Raw genomic sequence first — 20,883 nt, forward strand, 5'->3', positions numbered from 1 at the left:
TCAATAAAAACATAAATGTGAAAAGAATTTTCTTAGCGTTACTAGCAGCTTTACCGATTATTGCTATAGCACAGAATAATAATGCTCCATCAAGTTACGATCCTCACGACATTAAAATCACAGGGTATCTTCAAACTCAATTCCAAAAGGCACAATCATCGGGTATAACTTCATTTTCAGGTGGTGACTTTCCCGCTAATTCTGACAATCGTTTTATGATTCGAAGAGGGCGTTTAAAAATAGACAGGGTTGATAAATATTCAAGTATTGTCTTTCAGTTGGATGCAACACAAGATGGAGTACAGTTAATGGATGCGTTTATTCAGATAAAACATCCTGATTATAAGGCTTTCAATCTTACAGCGGGGCTATTCAACCGTCCGTTTGGTTATTCCATTGTTTATTCATCGGGGTATCGCGATTTTCCGGAGCGTGCAAGAGTATTCCAGACGCTGATGCCGCGTGAACGTGATTTAGGTGTCATGATTGGCTATCGTCCACAAAAAATTGCCCAATTTTTAACCGTTGAATTTGCAGTGGTAAACGGTAGTGGAAAGAATGCAAAAGACTATGATAACAAAAAAGATATTATTGGAAACGTAGGCTTTAAATTTGATAAGCTTGCAGACGAAAAATTACATATCGGCTTCGGTGGATCATTCTACAAAGGTTCCGTAAGAAATAACACAAACACTTATTATACAACAAATAACGGTGGTTATACAGCTCACACTGATGATAATTTTGTTGGTAAAAACATTGACCGAAATTACTATGGCGCAAATCTGCAGGTTCAGTACGATACCAGTTTTGGAGCCACTTCCTTTAAAACGGAATACGTTGCCGGAAGCCAGCCGGGGGTTGCTGCTTTGGGACCCGATAAACTGGTTGGTTCTTACTCAAGCCAAAGTTTTGGAACACAGCCACTGGGTGATCTTTATCAGCGAAAATTCAACGGTTACTATTTTTGGCTGAGCCAGCAGATTGCAAAAACAAAACTTACTGCACTTTTAGCTTACGATGTTTATGATCCCAACAGGAAATTATCAGGCAAAACCATAGGAATGCCCGGTAATTTCACCAATGACGGAGACGTGAAATTCGGAACATTAGGCTACGGAATTGCATACCAGCTAAGTGAGCGGTTAAAGCTAACTATCTATAACGAGCATGTAAGAAACGAAAGCACAAGTCTTAAAAATTCCTCCGGTGATATTAAGGATGACGTTTTTACTACCCGTCTACTCTACAGATGGTAGATCAAATCATTTAATTTTCTAAAATCTAACTATAATTTAAAAAATACCTTATGCTTTTAAACATCGTTCTACCTTTTTTAGGTGAATCAGATTTAACGACAGGTCTTGCAATTGTTTTTGCTCTGTGTCTGCTCGCCGTGGTAGCTTTCGAATTTGTCAATGGCTTCCACGATACCGCCAATGCAGTAGCCACAGTAATTTATACAAAAGCTCTCAAACCTGCACTGGCTATTCCCTGGTCCGGTTTTTGGAATTTCCTTGGTGTTTTCACCGGTGGAATTGCTGTAGCCATGGGAATTTTAAAGCTTGTCCCGATGGATGCATTAATGACGCTTCCCATAGCCGTTGGTGCAAGTCTTGTTTTGGCCGTGTTACTTGCTGCCATTATATGGAACCTGGGAACCTGGTATTTAGGAATTCCTTGTTCCAGTTCTCACACACTTATTGGCGCTCTCATTGGAGCAGGTCTGGGTTTCACCTGGTATTATGGAGGAGCTGGTGTTAACTGGCATAAAGCGGAAGAAATAGGTCTTTCTCTCATACTTTCACCGATTGTAGGTTTTGGTCTGGCAATCTTATTAATGCTGTTTTTTAAATATGTGGTAAGATATAAAGCCCTTTTCCATATTCCTACCGGCGAAAACGATAAACCTCCTTTCGTCATAAGAGTGATATTAATAATAACCTGTACGCTGGTTAGTTTCTTTCATGGGAGTAATGACGGGCAAAAAGGTGTAGGACTTTTTATGCTGATCCTTATTGCTTTTCTTCCTGCTAAGTTTGCAGTTAATCATGATATTCCGAATGATAAAATCATTACGAATCTCAATCAAACCGAAACAGTATTGAAAAAGATTGCGTCATCTACCGGAAACACAGCTGAATTTACAGTTTTGAGTGAAAAAATTGAATCTGTAAAAAAACATCTTGCCTATAAAAATGAAAAAGACAAACAGGCAACATATAAATTTAGGAAAGAAGTTGAAGATCTTACAAAATCAATCAAAGATCTGAATGATGACAAAACTTTAAAAATTAATGAGGTCGATAAAATTGCTCTTGATAAAGAAGTATCCGAACTTAAAAAATTAACTGAATTTGCCCCTATCTGGGTTATTATCGCAATATCTGTAGCATTGGGTCTTGGAACAACCATTGGATGGAAAAGAATTGCAGTAACGATTGGCGAAAAGATTGGAAATGAACATTTGAATTATGCACAGGGCGTTTCAAGTGAGCTTGTGGCGGCTTCTACTATTGGGATGAGCACATTTTTAGGACTTCCGGTAAGTACGACCCACGTATTATCAAGCGGTATTGCAGGTTCGATGGTAGCTTCGGGAGGAAAAAACAATCTGAATCCTGCTACATTGAAAAGTATTGGTCTGGCTTGGGTGCTTACTTTGCCAGTATCTATTGTACTTTCTTTGGCATTATTTACATTATTCCATTTATTTATCTAGTCTTAGAACAAGTCTTTTGATTAACTTAAACCTATAAAAGCCAAAAAATGAAACAAATATTAGTTGCCTCAGATTTTTCCGTAAATGCAGAAAACGCATTATCTTATGCAATGTCACTTGCCAAAATTTTGAATATGGAAGTTGCTGTTCTTCATGCGATACACCCAACGGAAGGTATCAACAACAGTACCTATAATGCGATCTTCATCGAAGATTATTATGCCCGAAAAAGAGCTGCACTGAAAAGCTGGGCAGAAAAAATAAGCCGAAACGAAGAATATAAAGATATACCTGTGAGAACAGCCTGTGATGTTGGCCATTTACGAGCTGTAATCAATAAATATATTGAGTATAATGATGTTTCTTTCCTTGTAACTGGAATTACCGGTTCTACAGGAATTAAAGGAATAGTAGGAGGCAATACAAGTATGATCATAACTAAAATGAGAATCCCTACACTAATTGTTCCTTTAGAAAGCACATTAACGCAAAATCCTGTGGTAACACTTGCCGCCGATTATAAAACAACAAAATTATCCGTAAGAGATGTAAAAGCATTAAATCAGATACTGAAATCTTCCAATCCTCAAAAACTTGAAGTGCTTCACATTTCTGATAAGGAAATGGATCAAAAAATAATTAAAAGCAGCGAAAAGAAACTTCAGGAACAGATCAAGGCATCAGAGGTGAACTTTAATTATGTTGATGAAGATGGCAAGACATCCAACGCAATTATAGATTTTATTGATGAAAATAAAACCGATATTCTGTGCCTGGTAAAACGCAACCATAATATGATCTACAGATTATTTACAAGCAATACACTGGATGAAGTTTTGAACAAATCTGTTAAAGCTATTTTGGTGCTGCATGAATAGTTGCTCAATTTGTAAACTATAGAATATCTTCAAAGAGCTACCCTTTTTGGATTTGAGATGAACTTCTCGATTGATACACTTTAAAGCAAATCTAAAATATAAGGCTATCCAAATGGATAGCTTTTCTTTATCATTAACTAAATCACTCAGAGCTACTTTTTCCTTTGCTCCTCCGCTACTTATTTTCAAACATTAGATTATAAAAATACAAAAACCAGAAACTTCTTCAAAGCGCAAATAATAGCCATCTCACAATAAACCCCATAATATCTCTCTTAAACATAAAAATCTAAAATATGCAGGAAGAAGACGTTCTAAGAGGACTGGCTAAAATCATTGGATTTATGCAGGCAGTAAGTATTTTATTAGTGCTCATCCATCTTTATTGGTATTGCTATGGCTTTCTTTTTGAAATCAGTTGGAATCTTGATATTATCAATAAGATTCTGCAAAATTTCCAAAAGAACGCCGATTTATTTTCGTAAGAGCATCCCTGTAAATTTGGTGTACCAAGGTTAAAAATTTAGGTTAATAGTTAATAATCTCCAAGAGAGCTTCTTTAGGTATTTCAATTTAAGAAATAAAATTTCATCAATCACGATAATTCTAAATTTCTTTTAAGCATAAATAGGTATCAGCACAGGCATTCCTGAAGGCTTTATACATGGGACTATATAAAGAAAATACAAATCTTGCATTTACTATTAGAGCTAAATAATAGTAATAAGAATAATTCATTAGAGAACCGATTAATATTATTATGGCATATTCTAGGCATCAATTTCTCCTACATTTTTTTTTAAATCACTGAGAAAATGGTTCAAAAATTGTCCCGACAGGTCGCCAAAGAGGATTATCAAAATTGATTATCCTCTTTTTTTATTTGAATTATTCGGAAAGAATATTTTAAACTGTATTTAAAGTGATAGCATCAATATCTGTTTAAGAAATAACCACCACCACTTTTCCCACTGTCCTACCTGACTCCAATTGCAGATGTGCTTCTTTCATTTCGTTAAAAGAAAATATTTTAGAAATATGTGGTTTAATAGCTCCACTTTTTAAAAGAGAAGCTATTGCTTTCATATGTTCACCATTGGATTTTACTAAAATGAAATAGCCGTTAATGCCTTTTGATTTAGCTTTCTCGGTTATTTCTTCATTCAGTCCGGTAGGAATACTTATGATCGTTCCACCTGATTTAGTAACCTCAATTGAATGATCAATATTATCTCCGCCAACTGTATCCAATACAAAATCGTATTCAGGCTTTTGTTGTGACCAGTCGCAATTATGGTAATCGATGTAATGATCAACTCCTAAACTCAATACAAAGTCTTTATTTTTTTCAGATGATGTTCCGGTAACTGTTGCTCCTAAATATTTTGCAAGCTGCACAGCGAAATGCCCGACTCCTCCGGAAGCAGCATGAATTAATACATTTTGTCCTTTTTGAACTTTTCCGTTAACAACCAATGCCTGCCATGCCGTCAATGCCGCCAACGTTGAAACAGCAGCTTCTTCAAAGGTAATATTTTTAGGTTTAAGAGCTAGCTGAGAAGCGGGTGCAGCAACATATTCTGCGTAAGCGTTACCATTTCCGGGAAAATTAATCATTCCGAAAACTTCGTCTCCGTCCTTAAAATCTGAACTGTTACTTTTCTCCACAATACCCGAAATATCCCATCCTAAAATAAGAGGACTATCCTTTTTCATCAAGGCAAACATTCCTTCTCCTTTTCTGGTTTTTGCATCTACCGGATTGATACTAATGGCTTTTACTTTTACCAAAACTTCATCTGAACTGATCTCAGGAATCTGAACTTCTGTATATTCCAATTGGTCCACATCTCCGGGAGTTTTTAATATGATTACTTTCATTGTATTATAAATATTTGCCTAAGTTTAATTCCACATCACCATAAGTTTGCAATCCCTGATCCAGCAGAGCTTTGATTCTTCCTCTGGCTTCCGGTTCTGTAAGAGAAGCAAAAAATTTAGTCTGAGTTTCCATGATGTGTTCATTTTTTGGAATAATTACTCTCTCATTCATAATAGACTTGATGGTCGTAATTATTTTCTTATCAAAAGAAGCAATTCTGTTCGCGAGATTATTGACAAATCCATCTAATTCATTATCCGGAAAAGCTCTGTTAATCCAGCCGTAATCAGCCGCAGTTGATGCATCATAATCATCTCCACTCAAAATAATTTCCAACGCTCTTGCTTTGCCTGTCAGTAGGTGTAACCTCTCTAATCCACCGCCTCCCGGGAAAGAACCAATTCCTATTTCCGGCTGTGCAAAAAATGCTTTCTCTTTGCTCGCAAAACGCAGATCAAAAGCTTGAATAAACTCGCTTCCAAGACCTCTTGCTCTTCCTCTAATGGATGCAATACTTACAAACTGAGCTTGCTCAAGACGCTTTGCTACATCAGGCCAGGAAATAGACAGCCCTGTTTCTCCCACACCTTTTGGAAATTCAAAAATATCGATCAATTCTGCGTGTGCCACATAGAACTCTGGATTTGCACTTTCGAAAACCACCACCTTTAAGTTTTCATTGGCTTCCAAATCGTTCATTAATTCTCTTAACTGAACCGAAAATTTAGGATCGAAAATATTTACAGGAGGATTGTCTATTGTTACTTTCCAATAATATTCGCTTAGTTTGTTTGTTGTAAAAATCATAATGCTATTTTGTTTATATAGTTATATTTTTATTTAATTATTAAGAAACAGATTGATATAACCTGCCATTAATTTGGGTTCCTGATGCTGCAAACCATGACCTGCATCATTCAAGATAATATGCTGCATTGATGGTGCTTTTCTAAGTAAAGGAAACCAGTTTTCTACCGCAAAGCTGATATCGTGATCTGCAGAGATCACCAAAACCGGAATCGTGAGTGTTTCATAGCGACCACGGAAGTTCTCTTCATCTTTTTTCATCAATGCAGAACCATTAAAGTATTTTTGGAATTTATCGGGCGTTGATGGAATTTTGGAAGAATTCAATTTTCTTGAAATTCTATCGAATGATGCTTTGGCTGCAATCCTACTCTTTTCCGATGTTGGTTCGAAAAAGATAACCGTTTCGTCATCCAGATCATTGATTGGTTTTAAAGCTCTTTCAAAGAATGCAGGATCAAATGAAGTGTCATTATTTCCAGGCGGATTTGTACCAATAAGAACCGTTTTCAAAACTTTATCTTCATTCAAAAACATTGCAGCCTGTGCTACAAGCCCTCCGTAAGACCATCCTAAAACATAGAATTTTTCATAAGTCAAACAGGTCATCAGCTTGATCCCTACATTGGCTACTTCCAAAATATCTGATGACAGCTCTCCATCAGAATCGCCAATTCCGGGATAATCGAATAAAACGATGGAATGATCTGTTGCTAATGAATCTAGAAATAAAGGATCCCACGTATCAAGAATTCCTCGAAATCTGTTGTAGAATAAAATTGGTGTACCGTTCCCAAACTTTCTGTAAGCGATCTGTACACTGTCAATTATAATAAATTGGGTCTCGGAGTCTCCAAAAAATGAATTCGTAGTCATAGGTTTGTAATTGTAAGTTCAAAGTTAGATGAACAGACAATTTCCCTTTAACACGAATCACGGAATCTCTTATACTATTCTCTGATTGCGGATCTCAGTTGGCGAAATTCCTTTTACTTTCTTGAAAAATCTTGAGAAATAAGGAACATTGGAGAAGCCTAATTGATAGGCAACATCACTGATATTCAGTTCTGTTTGATGGAGAAGAATTTCTGCCTGCTCGACAATAAATTCCTGAATATAATTACTCGTACTCTTACCTGTTTCTGCCCGCATAAGATCGGTAAGGTAATTGGATGAAAGATTGAGTTCTTCAGCAATCGAAGAAACGGTAGGAATATTTTGAACCGGTTTAGAAAAATCGTTATAATGATTTTGCAATAAACTTTTTACCTTAGAAGTAACAGAAACGGCTATTGTAGCCTTATCCTTGAATTGTCTCTCATAAAAAACATCGGCATAGGAAAGAACAACATTTAACAGAGATAAAATGATATTGATATTCGCTTTGCTCTTATTTTCAATCAACTCCATATGGATTTTCGTAAAAAGCCAAGTGACGATTTCTTCTTCCTCCGCAGTCATAAACAAAGCATCATTGATCTCGTAACTGAAATATTTATATTGATTAATTTTAGCTGCAACAGGATTTTGTTTGATTAAATCGGGATGAAAAACAAATGCAAAACCGTCCCAAAAAGTCAGACTTTCCCAAGAAACAACCTGACCCGGTTCGCTGAAGAGCATTAGTCCATTTTCAGTATAATATTTATTATTTCCGTAATTGATATCTCCGGTGAAATTTTTCTTTAATGAAATTTTGAAAAGATTAACCTGTATCTCATCACTCGATTGAGGGAAATTCGGGATCGCCTGTTTGCAAACCCTGCTGTCCATTAATGGGTGTAATGGCTCAGAAAGATTAAGATATTTATTATAGCTAGTTAAATCATTAAAGGCTTTCATGTAACAAAAATGCGAAATTGTTTTTAATCGTAAATTGAATCGACTTCCAATACATATTAATTTTTGTATAAATAAGATCTTTGAAAACCAAGTAAGTTAAATAAAGATTAATAAAAACAAGCATGAGTGTTTTAAAATTATGGGGAGCTGAAAAGTTTTTTTTCGCTACCATTTTGACCACAATTTTTTTTTTTTGGTTATTTCATTTATAAAAATACCTATTTGATTATTTTTTTCTGAGTTTTTAATGAATAAAATGCTATGATCCCGGAACTCAACAAAAGTATAATTCCAATAATTAGAATTATTTTAAAATCGACATAATCAACAATATAACCCCAACTACCAGACATTAATGCACCCCCTGAAAACAATGCGATAGAGATATTTGAAAATATTTTAGTATAAATCTTTACTTCCAAAAATGCTTCTTAAAAGCAATGCCGTTTCCACTGTTATACCAGCATAGGCCCAGCCAAATAAAAACCTACCACCAGTAGGTACAACTATTCCTGATTTACCAAGTAATAATAAAATAAATCCTAAAATGTCTAGACTTATTGATGCTAAAATTCCAAATGATACATTTCGATCATTCAACCAACCTAATGCAACTTTTCCGATGGTGACACCTAGCATAATCGCAGATGCAACAAAAGCCGACTGTTCAACTGAATAGCCGATGCTAGTAACGTAAGTTGGTAAAAATAAATTGAGCGTCGAAACGGAGATCATAAAAAATGCGAAAACAATCAACGAGTAGAAAATACGGGACTTTATAGCAACCGAATAAGCTATTCCCGATTTTATTGTTTCAGCTTGTTTTTCTCCATAAGCTTTTTCTCCCCTTATCAGCAGGGTAATTTCTCAAGAGTATCGCCAGTAATGGTGTAACCAAAGCAAAAATAACAACTCCGAATGATAGGTAAGTTGTTCGCCATCCATAGTGAGAAATTAGATATCCTGCCAAAGGATTGAATAAAATGCCTCCAATCCCTGATGCGACACTACAAAGACCGATAAAAAAACCAACGCAGATATTGAACCAACGGTTGATCATCGTTGGATAACTGAGATACAGCAAAAATGCCAATGATAATCCGATGATTGAACTGGCAATATAAAATTGCCAAACAGAATTGAACACCGACATTATAAGATAAACTAATCCTAAAACTCAAGAACTCAAAGTTAACAGCCATCTTGCACTATATCTGTCCATCAATTTCCCAGCAACAGATAACATCAATGTTGAAAAAAAATAAACAAAAGTCATATATAGCCCAAAATCACCTAATGAAATACCCAGCTCTTTGCTAACAGGTTTATAAAAAATTCCAGCACAACTCATTACCAATCCTATATTGATTCCCATGATCAGACAGCAGCAGAAGACGATAATATATCCGTAATGAAATTTGGCAGAATTATTCATACTTTTTTTGTTTAATTCCTTTCAGGTTGTAGAGAACCGTAAAAATAAGATGCTGTTGCCCCACCATCAATCAAAAAATCTGAGCCTGTAATGAATGCTCCTTTTTCCGACATCAATAATTCAGCAACATTAGCTACTTCATCGGCAATTCCTGGGCGACCTGCAGGCGATTTTGCAAACATATTTTTATAAAAATCACCTCTTGAACCATTAAATTCGTCTAACGCCAACGGTGTTACAATAATTCCTGGTGAAATAGAATTTATTCTTGCACCACGTTCGCCCCATTTTACAGCTTCTGCCATTACCCTTTTTCCATTACAACGTTTTGCTATTTGGTAAGCATGTAATGTGTCTCTGATATTTTCAGATTGCAACATTTTCAGTTGTAATAATTCTTCTGTTGGAGTTGTTGCCAACAATCTGTCTTCATCAGCTGTCAAAGCAGGCATTCTGTAACCTGACTGACTCGAAATTGTAACACCCGTTCCTCCTTTTTTAATTACTTTTCCAAATTCTTCCAATAAAACTGATGTACCATACAAATCAACTTGCAGAATGTGTTCTTTTGTAGATTGGCTGGGAGAAAGACCTGCAGCATTGACCAACATTGAAACCTCTCCCTCTTTCTGTGCAACCCTTATAAGTGTTAAAATAGATTCTCTAGAAGAAATGTCTACTTTGAAAGGAATAACATCAAATCCAGCTTCCACTAATGTCTTTGAAATAGCTTCAGCATTTTCAATTTTCCAGTCTGCCACAATTATTTTATTTCCATAGGCTATTCTTCTGACTATTGCCATTCCCAATTGCCCAGCTCCTGTAAGAACGATTACATCTTTTGTATTCATTTTTTAAAATTTTATTATTTCTATTAATTTATTTATATCAATTAATGGTGATCCCCTGACTTTACATACTTACCATTAAAAAATGGAGGCTACTGAGTTCATTATAAACCATTTGCCTTCATGTTTTTCCAGATGCATTTTCTGCTGCAGGTGCCATTTATTTCTTGAGCCCCAAATTTTTGCATCTAGTATATTCTGACCAACAAAAGTAGCTTCATCACCTCTTATACTTACTGTAGTTTTTACTTCCGTATAAGAATAATATTTCATTTGTTCACTTTCTATTTCTAAAAACCATTCTTTTTTTGACTGTACGTAGCCTGTAATGTGAGTCAGTATAAAATTAATATCTAATATTTTATTAATTCCACTAATATCTTTTCGAATCATTAAATCTATCAATTGGCGGGTAACTTCTATTATTTGAAGTTCTTCGCTATGATTTTCTGTTTTCATATTATTTTCTAACCTGTGAAGAATAAGTATAAATTGTTATAAAAGATAATCAAGAATGATTTTATTAGCTTTTTTATTAAAAATGAAGTCTTCAAATGAAAGCAATAAAGAATCTGCAATATTGCTTTCATATATTTTTTTTAGCTATTCCTCAGAAATAGATAATAGTTCTTCATTTAATCTCGCACCATGAATCTGGATTTTAGATAAACCATCTTCAATTTCTTTCAGATCATTCTCACTTATATCTACCTGTGTCGATTTGATATTATCATCCAGATATATCAATTTATCCATTCCGGGAATCGGAACAATAAAAGGTTCTTTAGCAAGCAACCAAGCCAATGCAATTTGGACAGTTGAAGTTCCTTTTTTCGAGGCTATTCCATTAAGCATTTCTACCAAAGGCATATTTGCTTTTATGGCATCCGGTGTAAATCTTGGAAATACTGCCCTAAGATCAGTAGCGCTGTCAAATTTTGTATCAGCAGTGATATTTCCTGCTAAAAAACCAGTACCTAATGGTCCCCAAGGAACAAAACCAATACCCAGCTCTTTACAAATCGGAAGCACCTCTGCTTCCGGTTCCCTTGTCCAAATAGAATATTGATTTTGAACAGCCGTAACCGATTGAATTACATGTGCTTTCTTGATTGTAGCAGAGCCCGCTTCTGAAAGTCCAAAATATTTTACTTTTCCTTCCTTAATCAATTCTTTAACAGTTCCAGCAACATCTTCAATTGGGACGTTCGGATCTACACGATGCTGGTATAATAAATCTATAATAGTCTGTCTGTAATCTTTTCAAAGAATCCTCAACAACTTTGCGAATATGATCAGGACGACTGTTTAATCCCCCTTCTTCTGAAATCATTCCAAACTTTGTGGCAATAATAACATCTTTGCGAAATGGTTTTAAAGCATCACCTACTAACTCTTCATTGGTAAAAGGACCATAGGCTTCTGCCGTATCAAAAAATGTAATCCCTTTTTCGTAAGCAGCACGAATTACATGAATCCCTTCCGAAATATCTGTTGCCTTACCTGTACCAAAACTAAGGTTCATACAACCCATTCCTATTGCTGAAACCTCTAATACTTCGTTCCCTAATTTTCTCGTTTTCATTATATTTGAAATTTTAATATCGTTTTCTATTAACCACTTTGTTTTCTGATGTAAATTTCCGATGTATTCAGTGCTATATGCTTACACGAATTACTGCTTTCTTTACCATTATTACTGATAGGCTTTAAGAGATCGTTTTAAATAACTGATAATGTGTAATTTTACATTAATTAATCGGATAAATTATGGAAGAGATAGTAAAAATTGACACAGTAACAAATTATAACAAAATGCGTGGTGTGCAGACACTCCATCCACTAATTACAGTAATAGATCTAGCCAAGACAGATCCTATGCCGGCACAGACTTTTCGTTTTGGGCTATATGCAATATATTTGAAAGAATTAAAATGTGGAGAGTTAAAATATGGCAGAAACAATTATGATTTTCAGGATGGAACTTTAGTTTTTATTTCTCCAGGTCAGGTAATGGGTATACAACCTGGTGTACAAACGTTTGACCCTAAAGGCTGGGCGCTGCTTTTTCATCCGGATTTGATAAGGGGAACTTTTCTGGGGAAACATATTCAAGAATACTCATTTTTCTCTTACAATTCGAATGAGGCACTACATCTTTCAGAAAAAGAGCGTGAAATTATATTAGATTGTTTTTCAAAAATTCAATATGAAATGGAACAATCAATTGATAAACATAGTAAAACGTTGATTGCTTCTAATATTGAACTGTTTCTCCAATACTGCACCCGTTTTTATGACCGACAATTTATTACCAGAGATAACAGCATTAAAGGTATTTTGGAAAGATTCGAACATTTATTAAATGATTATTATGCATCAGAGAAACCAAATCTTATTGGTCTGCCTTCTGTTACTTATTGTGCTAATGAATTAAATCTATCCCCTAACTATTTCGGTGATCTGATTAAAAAAGAAACGGGCACATCTGCACAAGAATATATACAAGCTAAAGTAATAAATTTAGCCAAAGAAAGAATTTTTGATATTAATCAGTCCATTAGCGAAATCGCCTATACACTCGGTTTTAAATATCCTCAACATTTTACAAGGCTTTTTAAAGCAAAAACGGGCATGTCACCTCTAGAATATAGAAATCAAAATTAACCTTAGAATCCTTAACAATTACATTAAAATCACTAATGCTAAGCAAAAGTAATAAGGATTTTAAATATTAATCTAAATAGATCCAGTAAAATATCTTTCTTTTAAAGAACTCACATCATATAAAAATACGGCTTCAAATATTATTCTGAAGCTGTATCCTTTACTATATTAACGCAGTGTCTTATCATAATTCCATTTCCCTAGTTTCATCATAAATGCTGCCAATGTTGAAAAAACGGCAATGATACAGTACAGGTCATTGTCAATGGTGTTTCATTGCCGAAAAAAGTAAGTAATAATGTGGAAATAATACCACTTCCATATTGCATACTTCTCAGCAAAGCCGAAGCGGAACCAGCCATTTGCGGAACACCATCCAAAGCTGCTGCAGTAGTACAAGCAGCAATGAAGCCATTCATTGAAAAGAAGAAAAACACTCCAATAACAACCGTTGGCAAGCCTCCGAAAGCTAGCTTTATCATCAGCATCAGTACGATCCCGGAGATCATTGATACAATGGTGGACATTCTTAAAATATAATCGAGGCTGAAAACTTTAATCAATCTCCTGTTCAGAAAACTAATTTTGATTTTCCTTGATACTAGCGCAAAACAAAAAACGCTGTAAACATTGATATTTACAGCGTTTTAGCTTATTTTGGTTTCCCAACTGGCGGAGAAAGAGGGATTCGAACCCCCGGACCTGTTACAGTCAATAGTTTTCAAGACTATCGCAATCGACCACTCTGCCATTTCTCCAAAAACTCCGATTGTATCATTGTTTTTCAGTGGTGCAAATATAGAAAGTTTTTAATTTCTGACAAAATATTTTAATACAAATTTTAACAAAAATTAATAATCAACTAAAAATCAGATCAATTATTTTTGCTAAACATTGATGAATAATAGAAAAATTTAGATTAAAAAATAAAAAAACGCACCCGAAAAGATGCGTTTAATATTTTAATTGAAATAAAATTACGCAATTATATACTTTAGTGTACTAGCACTTTCCTTTTCTAACCTTCACGGGGTATAATAGTTACAAAAAACTAAAATGTCCACTACAAATTTACATCAAAATACATTTTTCAAGTCTATAATAGACATGATTGACAATCTTCAAACCGATGATGATTGCAGAATGTTTTTGGAAGAAATTAGATGGAATGGAGAACCTGAATGTCCTCATTGTGGTGTAAAATCAGAAAAACATTATAGATTGAATAAGGAAAATTTTAAAGGTCTTTATAAATGTAGAGATTGTAAGAAACGTTTTACTATAACTGTGGGAACTATGTTTGAATCTTCACACATTTCATTAAGAAAATGGTTCACTGCAATATACATATTTGCAAGCCACAAAAAAGGTATAAGTAGTGTACAACTACATAAAGACCTTCATATTACTCAAAAAACAGCTTGGTATATGCTAAATAGAATTAGATTTAATTTCAATCAGGAACACGTAGTTGTTTTTGATGGTGAAGTTCAAGCTGATGAAACTTATATAGGCGGTGAAGCAAGAAAGAAAAATAATGAACACAAGAATACGCAAGGAAGGTCTTTGAAAATCAAAACACCTGTGTTTGGTCTAATTTCCAATGGAACAGTTTACACCAAAGTAATACCTAACGCAAAGGGAACAACACTTAAATCCATTATCAGTGCAAGAGTACTAAAAGGAACTACATTGGTGACTGATGGTTGGCGAGGTTATAAAGGCTTAGGTGAAGATTATCGTCATGAAATCGTTGAACATAGTAAAGGAACTTACAAAAGAGGTCGATTTCACACTAACGCAATCGAAGGATTTTGGAGCATCCTAAAACGTGGATTAATTGGGATTTATCACTTCTGTTCGGTGAAACACCTTGGAAAATACTGCAATGAATTTTCATTTAGATTTAATACTCGTGATATGTCTGACGGTCAAAGGTTCGTAGAAGTATTGAAAATAGTAGAAACTACTTAAAATTATTCAAAATTTTTTTAGAAAATATCAGTTAAAATTGAAGCTCCATTATATAAAGAAGCTTGATATAATAGTATATTTTGATAAGAATGGACATGTATATAAAACAGTATATACATGTGATAACAAAAACATGTCAAAAGTTAGATTCGAGAAATCAGTCGCTTCAATGCTAATAGCGAATCGTTGTGATGGTAAAAATTTTCTTTAAAATCATCAAGCATAATACTATAAATAAAATCTTCTTTAAAATCAGACAGTAATATTGATTGTTTAATAGTAATGTTTTGCGGTATGACTAACTTAAAATCATTATTAGATATAAACTCTAATTTATATGATTCAAATTCAGTATTATATGAGGTTATTTCTATTTTCCTTAAAGTATATGGGATTTCTAAATTTGTATTTGTTATTTCTAAAATGATTTCAACATCTCCATTTTTTATTTTTCTTAAATCGACATTAAATTTTAACATGATTATTTTTCGCCAAAAATATCACTATTAACTCAGATAGGCAAAGAAAAACATCATTCAATTTGAATGATGTTTTTAGCTTTCTTTAAAATATTGCCCATGTAATTTAGAATATTTACTTCTTCTTTGGGGTGCTTTTAGGTTTTGGTTTAACAGTTTCCGTTACTGTTGTGCCTGGTCTTTTTTTCACTTCTTCTTTTTTTACGAATTGACCATTTCCTGCATCTCTATAAATTTTTGCCATAATTAATATTTTTTTGTTAAATAAATTTACAAATAATATTGATGTGCTAGCTATAATTATTGTTACTTTTTAATGTTGTGCTTGTGGTATTTTATATGGACTTGGCATGCCAACTGATGCTTGTGACCAATCTATTTCTTCGGAATTATTACGATTAAATGTTTCAGCTGATGTTAAGGCATTTAACCAATCGTGTTGTTTACTAAATACAATTCGGTATTTGTCGTTGTCTATGTGTACATTTTTGTTTTCAACAACCACAGGTATTTCAGTTATTTCAATATTATTTTCAAAAGGTTTGCTATAAGGAACAATAAAAGTACTTTTTATTGATGAATTATTGATGGTATAAAAAGTGTTTTTAAACGATAAATCTTCACGTATATCAAGTTTCATAATGTTTTTAATTTTCCCATCATTTGCTGAACCATAATAATAGCAATTACAATTTGCGTTATCATAGAAATAAAATTCACCTTCCAATTTTCCATCCTTAAAATTTACTGTGTATTTAGGAAATTTGAGATTATCATTAAAACTTGTTAATCTGCCTTCACTGTAACCTAAAACCAATTTTATCCATTTATTTTCATTATTTAAATACATAGATGCTTGAATACCATTAAAACTACCATTATCGCTGTAATTAAAAACTTTCTCTATTGTACTTCCATTCATAAAAGGTTGTGCAACATAGACTAATTTGTTGTTGTGATAATACCTGACAAGACCCACACTGGAATCGCTTCGATATTCAATGTTTATTCCATGTAATTGCCCCATTCCATTATATTCAGTAATATTAGTCACTCGTTTTGTAAAATTGTTTACATTTTTAACCGTTTTTGCTGGCTTAACTAATTTGGATTTATCGAAATATGGTAAATCAATATTGAATAGTTTTACTTGTGCTTTAGCACTTACCATTGATAAAACGATAGTTAGTGATAAGATAATTTTTTTCATAGTTTTTTGATTTTTAAGCACACAAAAGTATTTTACGAAATGTTGGTTTCCTTACGGGATTCCGTAATACTTTTGGGGTTCTTCTCACCCTCTATGAAGAAAATTATACTTGATTTAAAATAAGAAAGCGTGAGGGTTACTAACTTATTCTATCAGATAGGGTACTGGTATACCGCAGGAGTAAAATAAGTAGCAAAGCCCTCACGCCATATCATGACATGAGAGTTGCTAACATATTCCCCTCCTTTTAAAATTACCAGTTTCTATCTGAGAGAATTTTGTTAAACACTTTCGATGTTTATTCCGTTAAAATTTGAGAGCAAATGTAAAACATTTTTTAATACGAATACATAGAACATTAAAAATAAAAAATCCACTAACAGTAGGATGTTAATGGATTTTTAAAGTGTATTAAATTGATATACTTTCAGTTATAAAACGTAGTACATCAAAGTATATAAGTGCGTAAAATTAATGTAATTCTGCCAAATATTTTTCAGCATCCATCGCAGCCATACAACCACTTCCTGCAGCTGTGATCGCCTGTCTGTAGATATGATCCTGAACATCTCCTGCAGCAAAAACTCCTGGAAGATTTGTTCTCGAAGATCCTTTTTCAGTGTCAATATATCCATTTTCATCTAAGTCAATCTGACCAGCGAAAATATCTGTATTTGGTTTGTGACCAATAGCGATGAAGATTCCGTGAACATCAACCGTAGATTTTTCCTGAGTCTGGTTATTGATAACTACTGCTCTTTCTACCAAATTGTTTTCACCCTCAATACCAATTAATTCATGGTGAAATTTCACTTCAATATTCGGTGTATTCTGAACTCTGTGAATCATCGCTTTTGAAGCTCTGAACTCATCTTTTCTCACTAACATCGTTACTTTATTCACCAATTTTGCAAGATAAGTTGCTTCTTCTGCCGCTGTATCACCGGCTCCTACAACCACAACATCTTTTCCTCTGTAGAAAAATCCGTCGCATGTCGCACAAGCAGAAACTCCTCCTCCATTGTACTTTTTCTCGTCATCAAGACCTAAATATTTTGCTGTAGCTCCTGTAGAAATGATCACTGTTTTAGCAAAAATTTCTTTATTTCCTGCATATAATTTATGAATACCTCCTACTTCTTTAGAAAATTCAACCTTAGTGATCATTTCATAATGCACTTTTGTGTTGAATCTCTCTGCTTGTTTTTGCAAATCCATCATCATTTCAGGACCTGTAATTCCCGCTGGATATCCTGGAAAGTTATCAACTTCAGTAGTTGTAGTCAATTGTCCACCCGGCTCCAGACCTGTGTATAATTCAGGTTTTAAGTCTGCTCTTGCTGCATAAATTGCCGCTGTGAAACCAGAAGGTCCAGATCCAACGATCACACAATCTAAAATGTTTTGCTCCATAATTTGCTATTCAAAAGATTTAAAATTTACGTCTGCTAAGTTCGTAATTTTTAATATTTATTTAAAGTTATTTTAATGATACTTGTCAATATCAAACATGCGGATTGTCTATGATAATATAAAATTTAATAGATGAAATCTTTTAAACATCTATACTTTCATTTTGATCTTGTCTATGTTGATAATTTTGTAGACCAATTCTTTAATCAATTCTGCCTCGCTCATATTAACTGCTCCCAAACCTTTTCCTTTCATATCGAATTCTCTTAAAACTGAGATTACTCTCGTAGCATGTTTCAAAGGATAAAGCCTTGCAGATTCTGCATAATCTTTAATAAAATAAGGATTTACACCCATCTGAGAAGCAATAACTTGTGGTGGTTGCCCAATCATTGTATTATAAATGATAACATTAGAAAAATAATTATACAAACTTGATAACATCATCACAAACGGATTATTTTTAGGATTTTTACCCATAAAATGAGCAATTTTAAAAGCCATATCGGCATTTTTTGTTCCTAAAGCTTTTTGTAGTTCAAAAACATTGTACTCTTTGCTGATTCCGATGTGATCTTCAATGATTTTCCCGTCTAAAAGTTCGCCAGGTTTAAGAATGATTTTTAATTTATTCAGTTCATTGGCAATTCTGGAAAGATCATTTCCCAGATATTCTGCTAATAAATGAGAAATATTCGGGGCTGTTTTGATGTTTAATTTAATACATTCATCAGCGATCCATTTTGGAAGATTATTTTCCCTTATCGATTCGCTTAAAAATAATGCATTTAATTTATCTAAAGATTTCGTAACCCTTTTACGACTGTCTAGCTTTTTGTGTTTGTGTGCGAAAACTAAAACCGTGGACGGAACTGGATTTTCGATATAAGCTTCCAAAGCTTTTGTTTCAGGTTCATTGAGTTTTAAATCTTGCGCTTCTTTTACAATAAGAACCTGTTTGTCGCCCATCATCGGAAACTGTCTCGCCAATGAAAGAATTTCCTGATAAGTGGTATCTTTTCCATAGACGACAGTTTGATTGAAAGCTTTTTCATCTTCATTTAAAAAGTCGTGTTCGAGTGCTTTTACAGCAAGATCTATAAAGTAAGGTTCTTCTCCGTGGAAAAAATAAATCGGTAAAACTTCTTTATTTTTAATATTTTTGAGGATTAAATCTAATTCTTTCATCTTATAAATGGAACTTCCAAAACTGAATTTTCAGGAAACTTTTGATTTTAAATTCAAGAGAGACAAAGATAAGTTTTTTATTTATGATTTAGTTCGTAAAACTTACCTTTTGCTCACTCCTGAAGAATGGGTGCGCCAACATTGGATTCACTATTATCTGACCGTGAAGTCCTACTCTACATCTGCTTTAATTACGGAAAAAAAGATCGTTTTGAATGGTTTAACAAAGAGAATCGATCTTCTCATTACAGAAAAAACAGAGCCCATTATTTTAATCGAATGCAAAGCTCCAAAAATTAAATTATCTGAAAAAACTTTTGAGCAAACCGCAAGATACAATTCGATAATCGGCGCAAAAGAAATTATTTTAACGAATGGCTTACAACATATTAATGCATATTACGAAAACGAGCAATATCAGTTTTACAGACCTTAAAAATATTATAATATTCTATTAATATTGATTTTGAGTTATTTTCATTAATTTAGAGGAGGATTTATGTCATTGCGAGGAGCGAAGCGACGAAGCAATCTCTTAATACCGTAGTAGCTTTATTGCTTTTTCATTTCTAAAGTTTTTATCAGTATTTAGAAAAGTTTAAGTTAAGTTTAAACCTTATTTAAATGGGATTGCTTCGTCGCTTCGCTCCTCGCAATGACGAAACACTGAAATCCGACAAATGCCTAGCCCCGATTGTAGAGGAAATCCTTTTTTGAAAAAAAAGATTGCAGCGAAAAGCGGGAAATAGCTACAAATAAAAAATTAAATTACAAAATATATGATACGTTCAATAATATTATCAGCATTTTTAATGACTTCAGGAACAATTTTTAGTCAGAATTTAAAAACAGTTTCTTATCAGGATGGTTCTCAAAAACTGAATGGATTAGTAACATCGAATGCCGGAAAAAAACTTCCTGGAGTTTTGATTTTGCCGGCTTGGAAAGGAATTGATGATGAAGCAAAAACTGCCGCAACCGAACTTGAAAAACAAGGGTATATTGCTTTTGTTGCTGATATTTATGGTGAAGGAAATATTCCTACAGATGCAGATTCTGCGGGGAAAACAGCAGGTTATTACAAGAAAAATTACGAAGCTTATCAGAAAAGAATTTCTTTGGCTTTAGAACAGTTAAAGAAAAATGGAGCCATTTCAAATAAAATTGCAGTGATTGGATATTGTTTCGGAGGAACCGGAGCTTTGGAATCGGCAAGAGGAAGTTTGCCTGTTGTAGGAGTAGTTTCAATTCATGGGAGTATCGGAAAGGATCAAACGAGAAAAAACAATCCGATTTCGACTAAGATTTTAGTTGAAAATCCTGCAGATGACAAAGGAGTGACTCCAGAAGATTACAACAACCTCATCAAGGAAATGAATGAAGGGAAAGCTGATTGGCAGATTATTACATATGCTAATTCTAAACATACTTTCACAGATCCAAAATCACCTGATTATAATGAAGTGATGGCAAAAAGAGCATGGAATCATACACTTATGTTCTTGAAGGAAATCTTAAAGTAATTAAACTACAATAAA

At 33.8% G+C, this 20,883-nt stretch carries 24 protein-coding genes, 1 tRNA gene and 1 pseudogene; 8 read left to right on the plus strand and 18 right to left on the minus strand.

Annotation, left to right across the window (positions count from 1 at the left end; all coding sequences use genetic code 11):
• Window positions 1–17: 17 nt before the first annotated feature.
• The 4 genes from ABD940_RS07605 (at window position 18) to ABD940_RS07620 (ending at window position 4,085) form a co-directional block, all read left to right on the plus strand.
• Window positions 18–1,259 carry a porin gene (locus ABD940_RS07605; protein WP_345201838.1) on the plus strand — a complete coding sequence of 414 codons (1,242 nt, stop codon included), beginning with the start codon at window positions 18–20 and terminating at the stop codon, window positions 1,257–1,259.
• A 50-nt stretch (window positions 1,260–1,309) separates the two neighbouring features.
• Window positions 1,310–2,722 (plus strand): inorganic phosphate transporter, encoded by a 1,413-nt coding sequence (locus tag ABD940_RS07610; RefSeq protein ID WP_345201841.1) that lies wholly within the window; start codon window positions 1,310–1,312, stop codon window positions 2,720–2,722.
• 47 nt (window positions 2,723–2,769) lie between these two features.
• Window positions 2,770–3,600, plus strand: coding sequence for a universal stress protein (locus ABD940_RS07615; RefSeq protein ID WP_345201843.1), 831 nt, complete (start codon window positions 2,770–2,772; stop codon window positions 3,598–3,600).
• 296 nt (window positions 3,601–3,896) lie between these two features.
• Window positions 3,897–4,085 (plus strand): YWFCY domain-containing protein, encoded by a 189-nt coding sequence (locus ABD940_RS07620; RefSeq protein WP_486303706.1) that lies wholly within the window; start codon window positions 3,897–3,899, stop codon window positions 4,083–4,085.
• Window positions 4,086–4,542: 457 nt separating this feature from the next.
• Here the strand turns inward: ABD940_RS07620 and ABD940_RS07625 are convergent, their stop codons facing one another.
• The 11 genes and pseudogenes from ABD940_RS07625 to ABD940_RS07675 all read right to left on the minus strand — a co-directional run bounded on the left by ABD940_RS07625 (window position 4,543) and on the right by ABD940_RS07675 (window position 11,999).
• On the minus strand, window positions 4,543–5,481 hold the full coding sequence (locus ABD940_RS07625; RefSeq protein ID WP_345201846.1) for an NADP-dependent oxidoreductase: 939 nt from the start codon (window positions 5,479–5,481) through the stop codon (window positions 4,543–4,545).
• Between the two features lie 4 nt (window positions 5,482–5,485).
• Window positions 5,486–6,289, minus strand: coding sequence for an enoyl-CoA hydratase/isomerase family protein (locus ABD940_RS07630; protein ID WP_345201850.1), 804 nt, complete (start codon window positions 6,287–6,289; stop codon window positions 5,486–5,488).
• Window positions 6,290–6,322: 33 nt separating this feature from the next.
• Window positions 6,323–7,165: an alpha/beta fold hydrolase gene (locus ABD940_RS07635; protein ID WP_345201854.1), complete on the minus strand. Its 843-nt coding sequence runs from the start codon at window positions 7,163–7,165 to the stop codon at window positions 6,323–6,325.
• Window positions 7,166–7,234: 69 nt separating this feature from the next.
• The gene (locus ABD940_RS07640; protein ID WP_345201858.1) at window positions 7,235–8,131 is read right to left on the minus strand and encodes a helix-turn-helix domain-containing protein; all 897 of its coding nucleotides are present in this window, start codon (window positions 8,129–8,131) and stop codon (window positions 7,235–7,237) included.
• A gap of 399 nt (window positions 8,132–8,530) precedes the next feature.
• Window positions 8,531–8,995, minus strand: a complete 465-nt coding sequence (locus ABD940_RS07645; RefSeq protein WP_345202626.1) for an MFS transporter — start codon at window positions 8,993–8,995, stop codon at window positions 8,531–8,533.
• A pseudogene (locus ABD940_RS07650) lies at window positions 8,946–9,290 on the minus strand (MFS transporter); the annotation flags it as partial. The gene ABD940_RS07645 and the pseudogene ABD940_RS07650, both read right to left, overlap by 50 nt.
• Window positions 9,291–9,308: 18 nt before the next feature.
• Window positions 9,309–9,566: a hypothetical protein gene (locus ABD940_RS07655; protein WP_345201862.1), complete on the minus strand. Its 258-nt coding sequence runs from the start codon at window positions 9,564–9,566 to the stop codon at window positions 9,309–9,311.
• An 11-nt stretch (window positions 9,567–9,577) separates the two neighbouring features.
• Window positions 9,578–10,417 (minus strand): SDR family oxidoreductase, encoded by an 840-nt coding sequence (locus ABD940_RS07660; RefSeq protein ID WP_345201865.1) that lies wholly within the window; start codon window positions 10,415–10,417, stop codon window positions 9,578–9,580.
• Window positions 10,418–10,492: 75 nt separating this feature from the next.
• On the minus strand, window positions 10,493–10,873 hold the full coding sequence (locus ABD940_RS07665; protein WP_345201867.1) for a nuclear transport factor 2 family protein: 381 nt from the start codon (window positions 10,871–10,873) through the stop codon (window positions 10,493–10,495).
• A 144-nt stretch (window positions 10,874–11,017) separates the two neighbouring features.
• A complete protein-coding gene (locus ABD940_RS07670) occupies window positions 11,018–11,659 on the minus strand; it encodes an aldo/keto reductase (protein ID WP_345202628.1) in 642 nt (213 codons plus the stop codon).
• A complete protein-coding gene (locus ABD940_RS07675; protein ID WP_345201870.1) occupies window positions 11,610–11,999 on the minus strand; it encodes an aldo/keto reductase in 390 nt (129 codons plus the stop codon). The genes ABD940_RS07670 and ABD940_RS07675 overlap by 50 nt, the downstream gene beginning before the upstream one ends.
• Before the next feature lie 185 nt (window positions 12,000–12,184).
• Here ABD940_RS07675 and ABD940_RS07680 point away from each other — a divergent pair, with 185 nt between their 5' ends.
• The gene (locus ABD940_RS07680) at window positions 12,185–13,081 is read left to right on the plus strand and encodes a helix-turn-helix domain-containing protein (protein ID WP_345201872.1); all 897 of its coding nucleotides are present in this window, start codon (window positions 12,185–12,187) and stop codon (window positions 13,079–13,081) included.
• 209 nt (window positions 13,082–13,290) lie between these two features.
• On the opposite strand, the gene ABD940_RS07685 is transcribed toward ABD940_RS07680, so the two are convergent.
• Window positions 13,291–13,590, minus strand: a complete 300-nt coding sequence (locus ABD940_RS07685) for an MFS transporter (RefSeq protein ID WP_345201875.1) — start codon at window positions 13,588–13,590, stop codon at window positions 13,291–13,293.
• Window positions 13,591–13,751: 161 nt separating this feature from the next.
• Window positions 13,752–13,839 (minus strand) — tRNA-Ser (locus tag ABD940_RS07690).
• 298 nt (window positions 13,840–14,137) lie between these two features.
• On the opposite strand from ABD940_RS07690, the gene ABD940_RS07695 reads away from it, so the two are divergent.
• On the plus strand, window positions 14,138–15,055 hold the full coding sequence (locus ABD940_RS07695) for an IS1595 family transposase (RefSeq protein ID WP_345201877.1): 918 nt from the start codon (window positions 14,138–14,140) through the stop codon (window positions 15,053–15,055).
• A 143-nt stretch (window positions 15,056–15,198) separates the two neighbouring features.
• Here ABD940_RS07695 and ABD940_RS07700 read toward each other — a convergent pair whose 3' ends face one another.
• The 5 genes from ABD940_RS07700 to holA form a co-directional block, all read right to left on the minus strand.
• Window positions 15,199–15,534, minus strand: coding sequence for a hypothetical protein (locus ABD940_RS07700; protein ID WP_345201879.1), 336 nt, complete (start codon window positions 15,532–15,534; stop codon window positions 15,199–15,201).
• 115 nt (window positions 15,535–15,649) lie between these two features.
• The gene (locus ABD940_RS07705) at window positions 15,650–15,778 is read right to left on the minus strand and encodes a hypothetical protein (RefSeq protein ID WP_345201882.1); all 129 of its coding nucleotides are present in this window, start codon (window positions 15,776–15,778) and stop codon (window positions 15,650–15,652) included.
• Between the two features lie 69 nt (window positions 15,779–15,847).
• Window positions 15,848–16,744, minus strand: coding sequence for a hypothetical protein (locus ABD940_RS07710; RefSeq protein ID WP_345201885.1), 897 nt, complete (start codon window positions 16,742–16,744; stop codon window positions 15,848–15,850).
• A 471-nt stretch (window positions 16,745–17,215) separates the two neighbouring features.
• Window positions 17,216–18,157, minus strand: a complete 942-nt coding sequence (gene trxB, locus ABD940_RS07715; RefSeq protein WP_345201887.1) for a thioredoxin-disulfide reductase — start codon at window positions 18,155–18,157, stop codon at window positions 17,216–17,218.
• A gap of 150 nt (window positions 18,158–18,307) precedes the next feature.
• Window positions 18,308–19,345 carry a DNA polymerase III subunit delta gene (holA, locus tag ABD940_RS07720; RefSeq protein WP_345201891.1) on the minus strand — a complete coding sequence of 346 codons (1,038 nt, stop codon included), beginning with the start codon at window positions 19,343–19,345 and terminating at the stop codon, window positions 18,308–18,310.
• Window positions 19,346–19,352: 7 nt separating this feature from the next.
• On the opposite strand from holA, the gene ABD940_RS07725 reads away from it, so the two are divergent.
• A complete protein-coding gene (locus tag ABD940_RS07725) occupies window positions 19,353–19,781 on the plus strand; it encodes a type I restriction enzyme HsdR N-terminal domain-containing protein (protein ID WP_345201894.1) in 429 nt (142 codons plus the stop codon).
• A 343-nt stretch (window positions 19,782–20,124) separates the two neighbouring features.
• The gene (locus ABD940_RS07730) at window positions 20,125–20,868 is read left to right on the plus strand and encodes a dienelactone hydrolase family protein (protein ID WP_345201898.1); all 744 of its coding nucleotides are present in this window, start codon (window positions 20,125–20,127) and stop codon (window positions 20,866–20,868) included.
• Window positions 20,869–20,883 lie beyond the last annotated feature (15 nt).

Origin of the sequence: Chryseobacterium ginsengisoli (assembly GCF_039542325.1) — a bacterium.
Classification (GTDB): domain Bacteria; phylum Bacteroidota; class Bacteroidia; order Flavobacteriales; family Weeksellaceae; genus Chryseobacterium; species Chryseobacterium ginsengisoli.

Bases quoted from the DNA above. Each gene is read 5' to 3' on its own strand.
- ABD940_RS07725 (WP_345201894.1), top strand. From the start codon at position 19,353: ATGGAACTTCCAAAACTGAATTTTCAGGAAACTTTTGATTTTAAATTC.
- ABD940_RS07620 (WP_486303706.1), top strand. From the start codon at position 3,897: ATGCAGGAAGAAGACGTTCTAAGAGGACTGGCTAAAATCATTGGATTT.
- holA (WP_345201891.1), bottom strand. From the start codon at position 19,345: ATGAAAGAATTAGATTTAATCCTCAAAAATATTAAAAATAAAGAAGTT.
- ABD940_RS07660 (WP_345201865.1), bottom strand. From the start codon at position 10,417: ATGAATACAAAAGATGTAATCGTTCTTACAGGAGCTGGGCAATTGGGA.
- trxB (WP_345201887.1), bottom strand. From the start codon at position 18,157: ATGGAGCAAAACATTTTAGATTGTGTGATCGTTGGATCTGGACCTTCT.
- ABD940_RS07680 (WP_345201872.1), top strand. From the start codon at position 12,185: ATGGAAGAGATAGTAAAAATTGACACAGTAACAAATTATAACAAAATG.
- ABD940_RS07635 (WP_345201854.1), bottom strand. From the start codon at position 7,165: ATGACTACGAATTCATTTTTTGGAGACTCCGAGACCCAATTTATTATA.
- ABD940_RS07640 (WP_345201858.1), bottom strand. From the start codon at position 8,131: ATGAAAGCCTTTAATGATTTAACTAGCTATAATAAATATCTTAATCTT.
- ABD940_RS07695 (WP_345201877.1), top strand. From the start codon at position 14,138: ATGTCCACTACAAATTTACATCAAAATACATTTTTCAAGTCTATAATA.
- ABD940_RS07685 (WP_345201875.1), bottom strand. From the start codon at position 13,590: ATGATCTCCGGGATCGTACTGATGCTGATGATAAAGCTAGCTTTCGGA.
- ABD940_RS07610 (WP_345201841.1), top strand. From the start codon at position 1,310: ATGCTTTTAAACATCGTTCTACCTTTTTTAGGTGAATCAGATTTAACG.
- ABD940_RS07705 (WP_345201882.1), bottom strand. From the start codon at position 15,778: ATGGCAAAAATTTATAGAGATGCAGGAAATGGTCAATTCGTAAAAAAA.
- ABD940_RS07710 (WP_345201885.1), bottom strand. From the start codon at position 16,744: ATGAAAAAAATTATCTTATCACTAACTATCGTTTTATCAATGGTAAGT.
- ABD940_RS07665 (WP_345201867.1), bottom strand. From the start codon at position 10,873: ATGAAAACAGAAAATCATAGCGAAGAACTTCAAATAATAGAAGTTACC.
- ABD940_RS07630 (WP_345201850.1), bottom strand. From the start codon at position 6,289: ATGATTTTTACAACAAACAAACTAAGCGAATATTATTGGAAAGTAACA.
- ABD940_RS07625 (WP_345201846.1), bottom strand. From the start codon at position 5,481: ATGAAAGTAATCATATTAAAAACTCCCGGAGATGTGGACCAATTGGAA.
- ABD940_RS07615 (WP_345201843.1), top strand. From the start codon at position 2,770: ATGAAACAAATATTAGTTGCCTCAGATTTTTCCGTAAATGCAGAAAAC.
- ABD940_RS07700 (WP_345201879.1), bottom strand. From the start codon at position 15,534: ATGTTAAAATTTAATGTCGATTTAAGAAAAATAAAAAATGGAGATGTT.
- ABD940_RS07655 (WP_345201862.1), bottom strand. From the start codon at position 9,566: ATGAATAATTCTGCCAAATTTCATTACGGATATATTATCGTCTTCTGC.
- ABD940_RS07730 (WP_345201898.1), top strand. From the start codon at position 20,125: ATGATACGTTCAATAATATTATCAGCATTTTTAATGACTTCAGGAACA.
- ABD940_RS07675 (WP_345201870.1), bottom strand. From the start codon at position 11,999: ATGAAAACGAGAAAATTAGGGAACGAAGTATTAGAGGTTTCAGCAATA.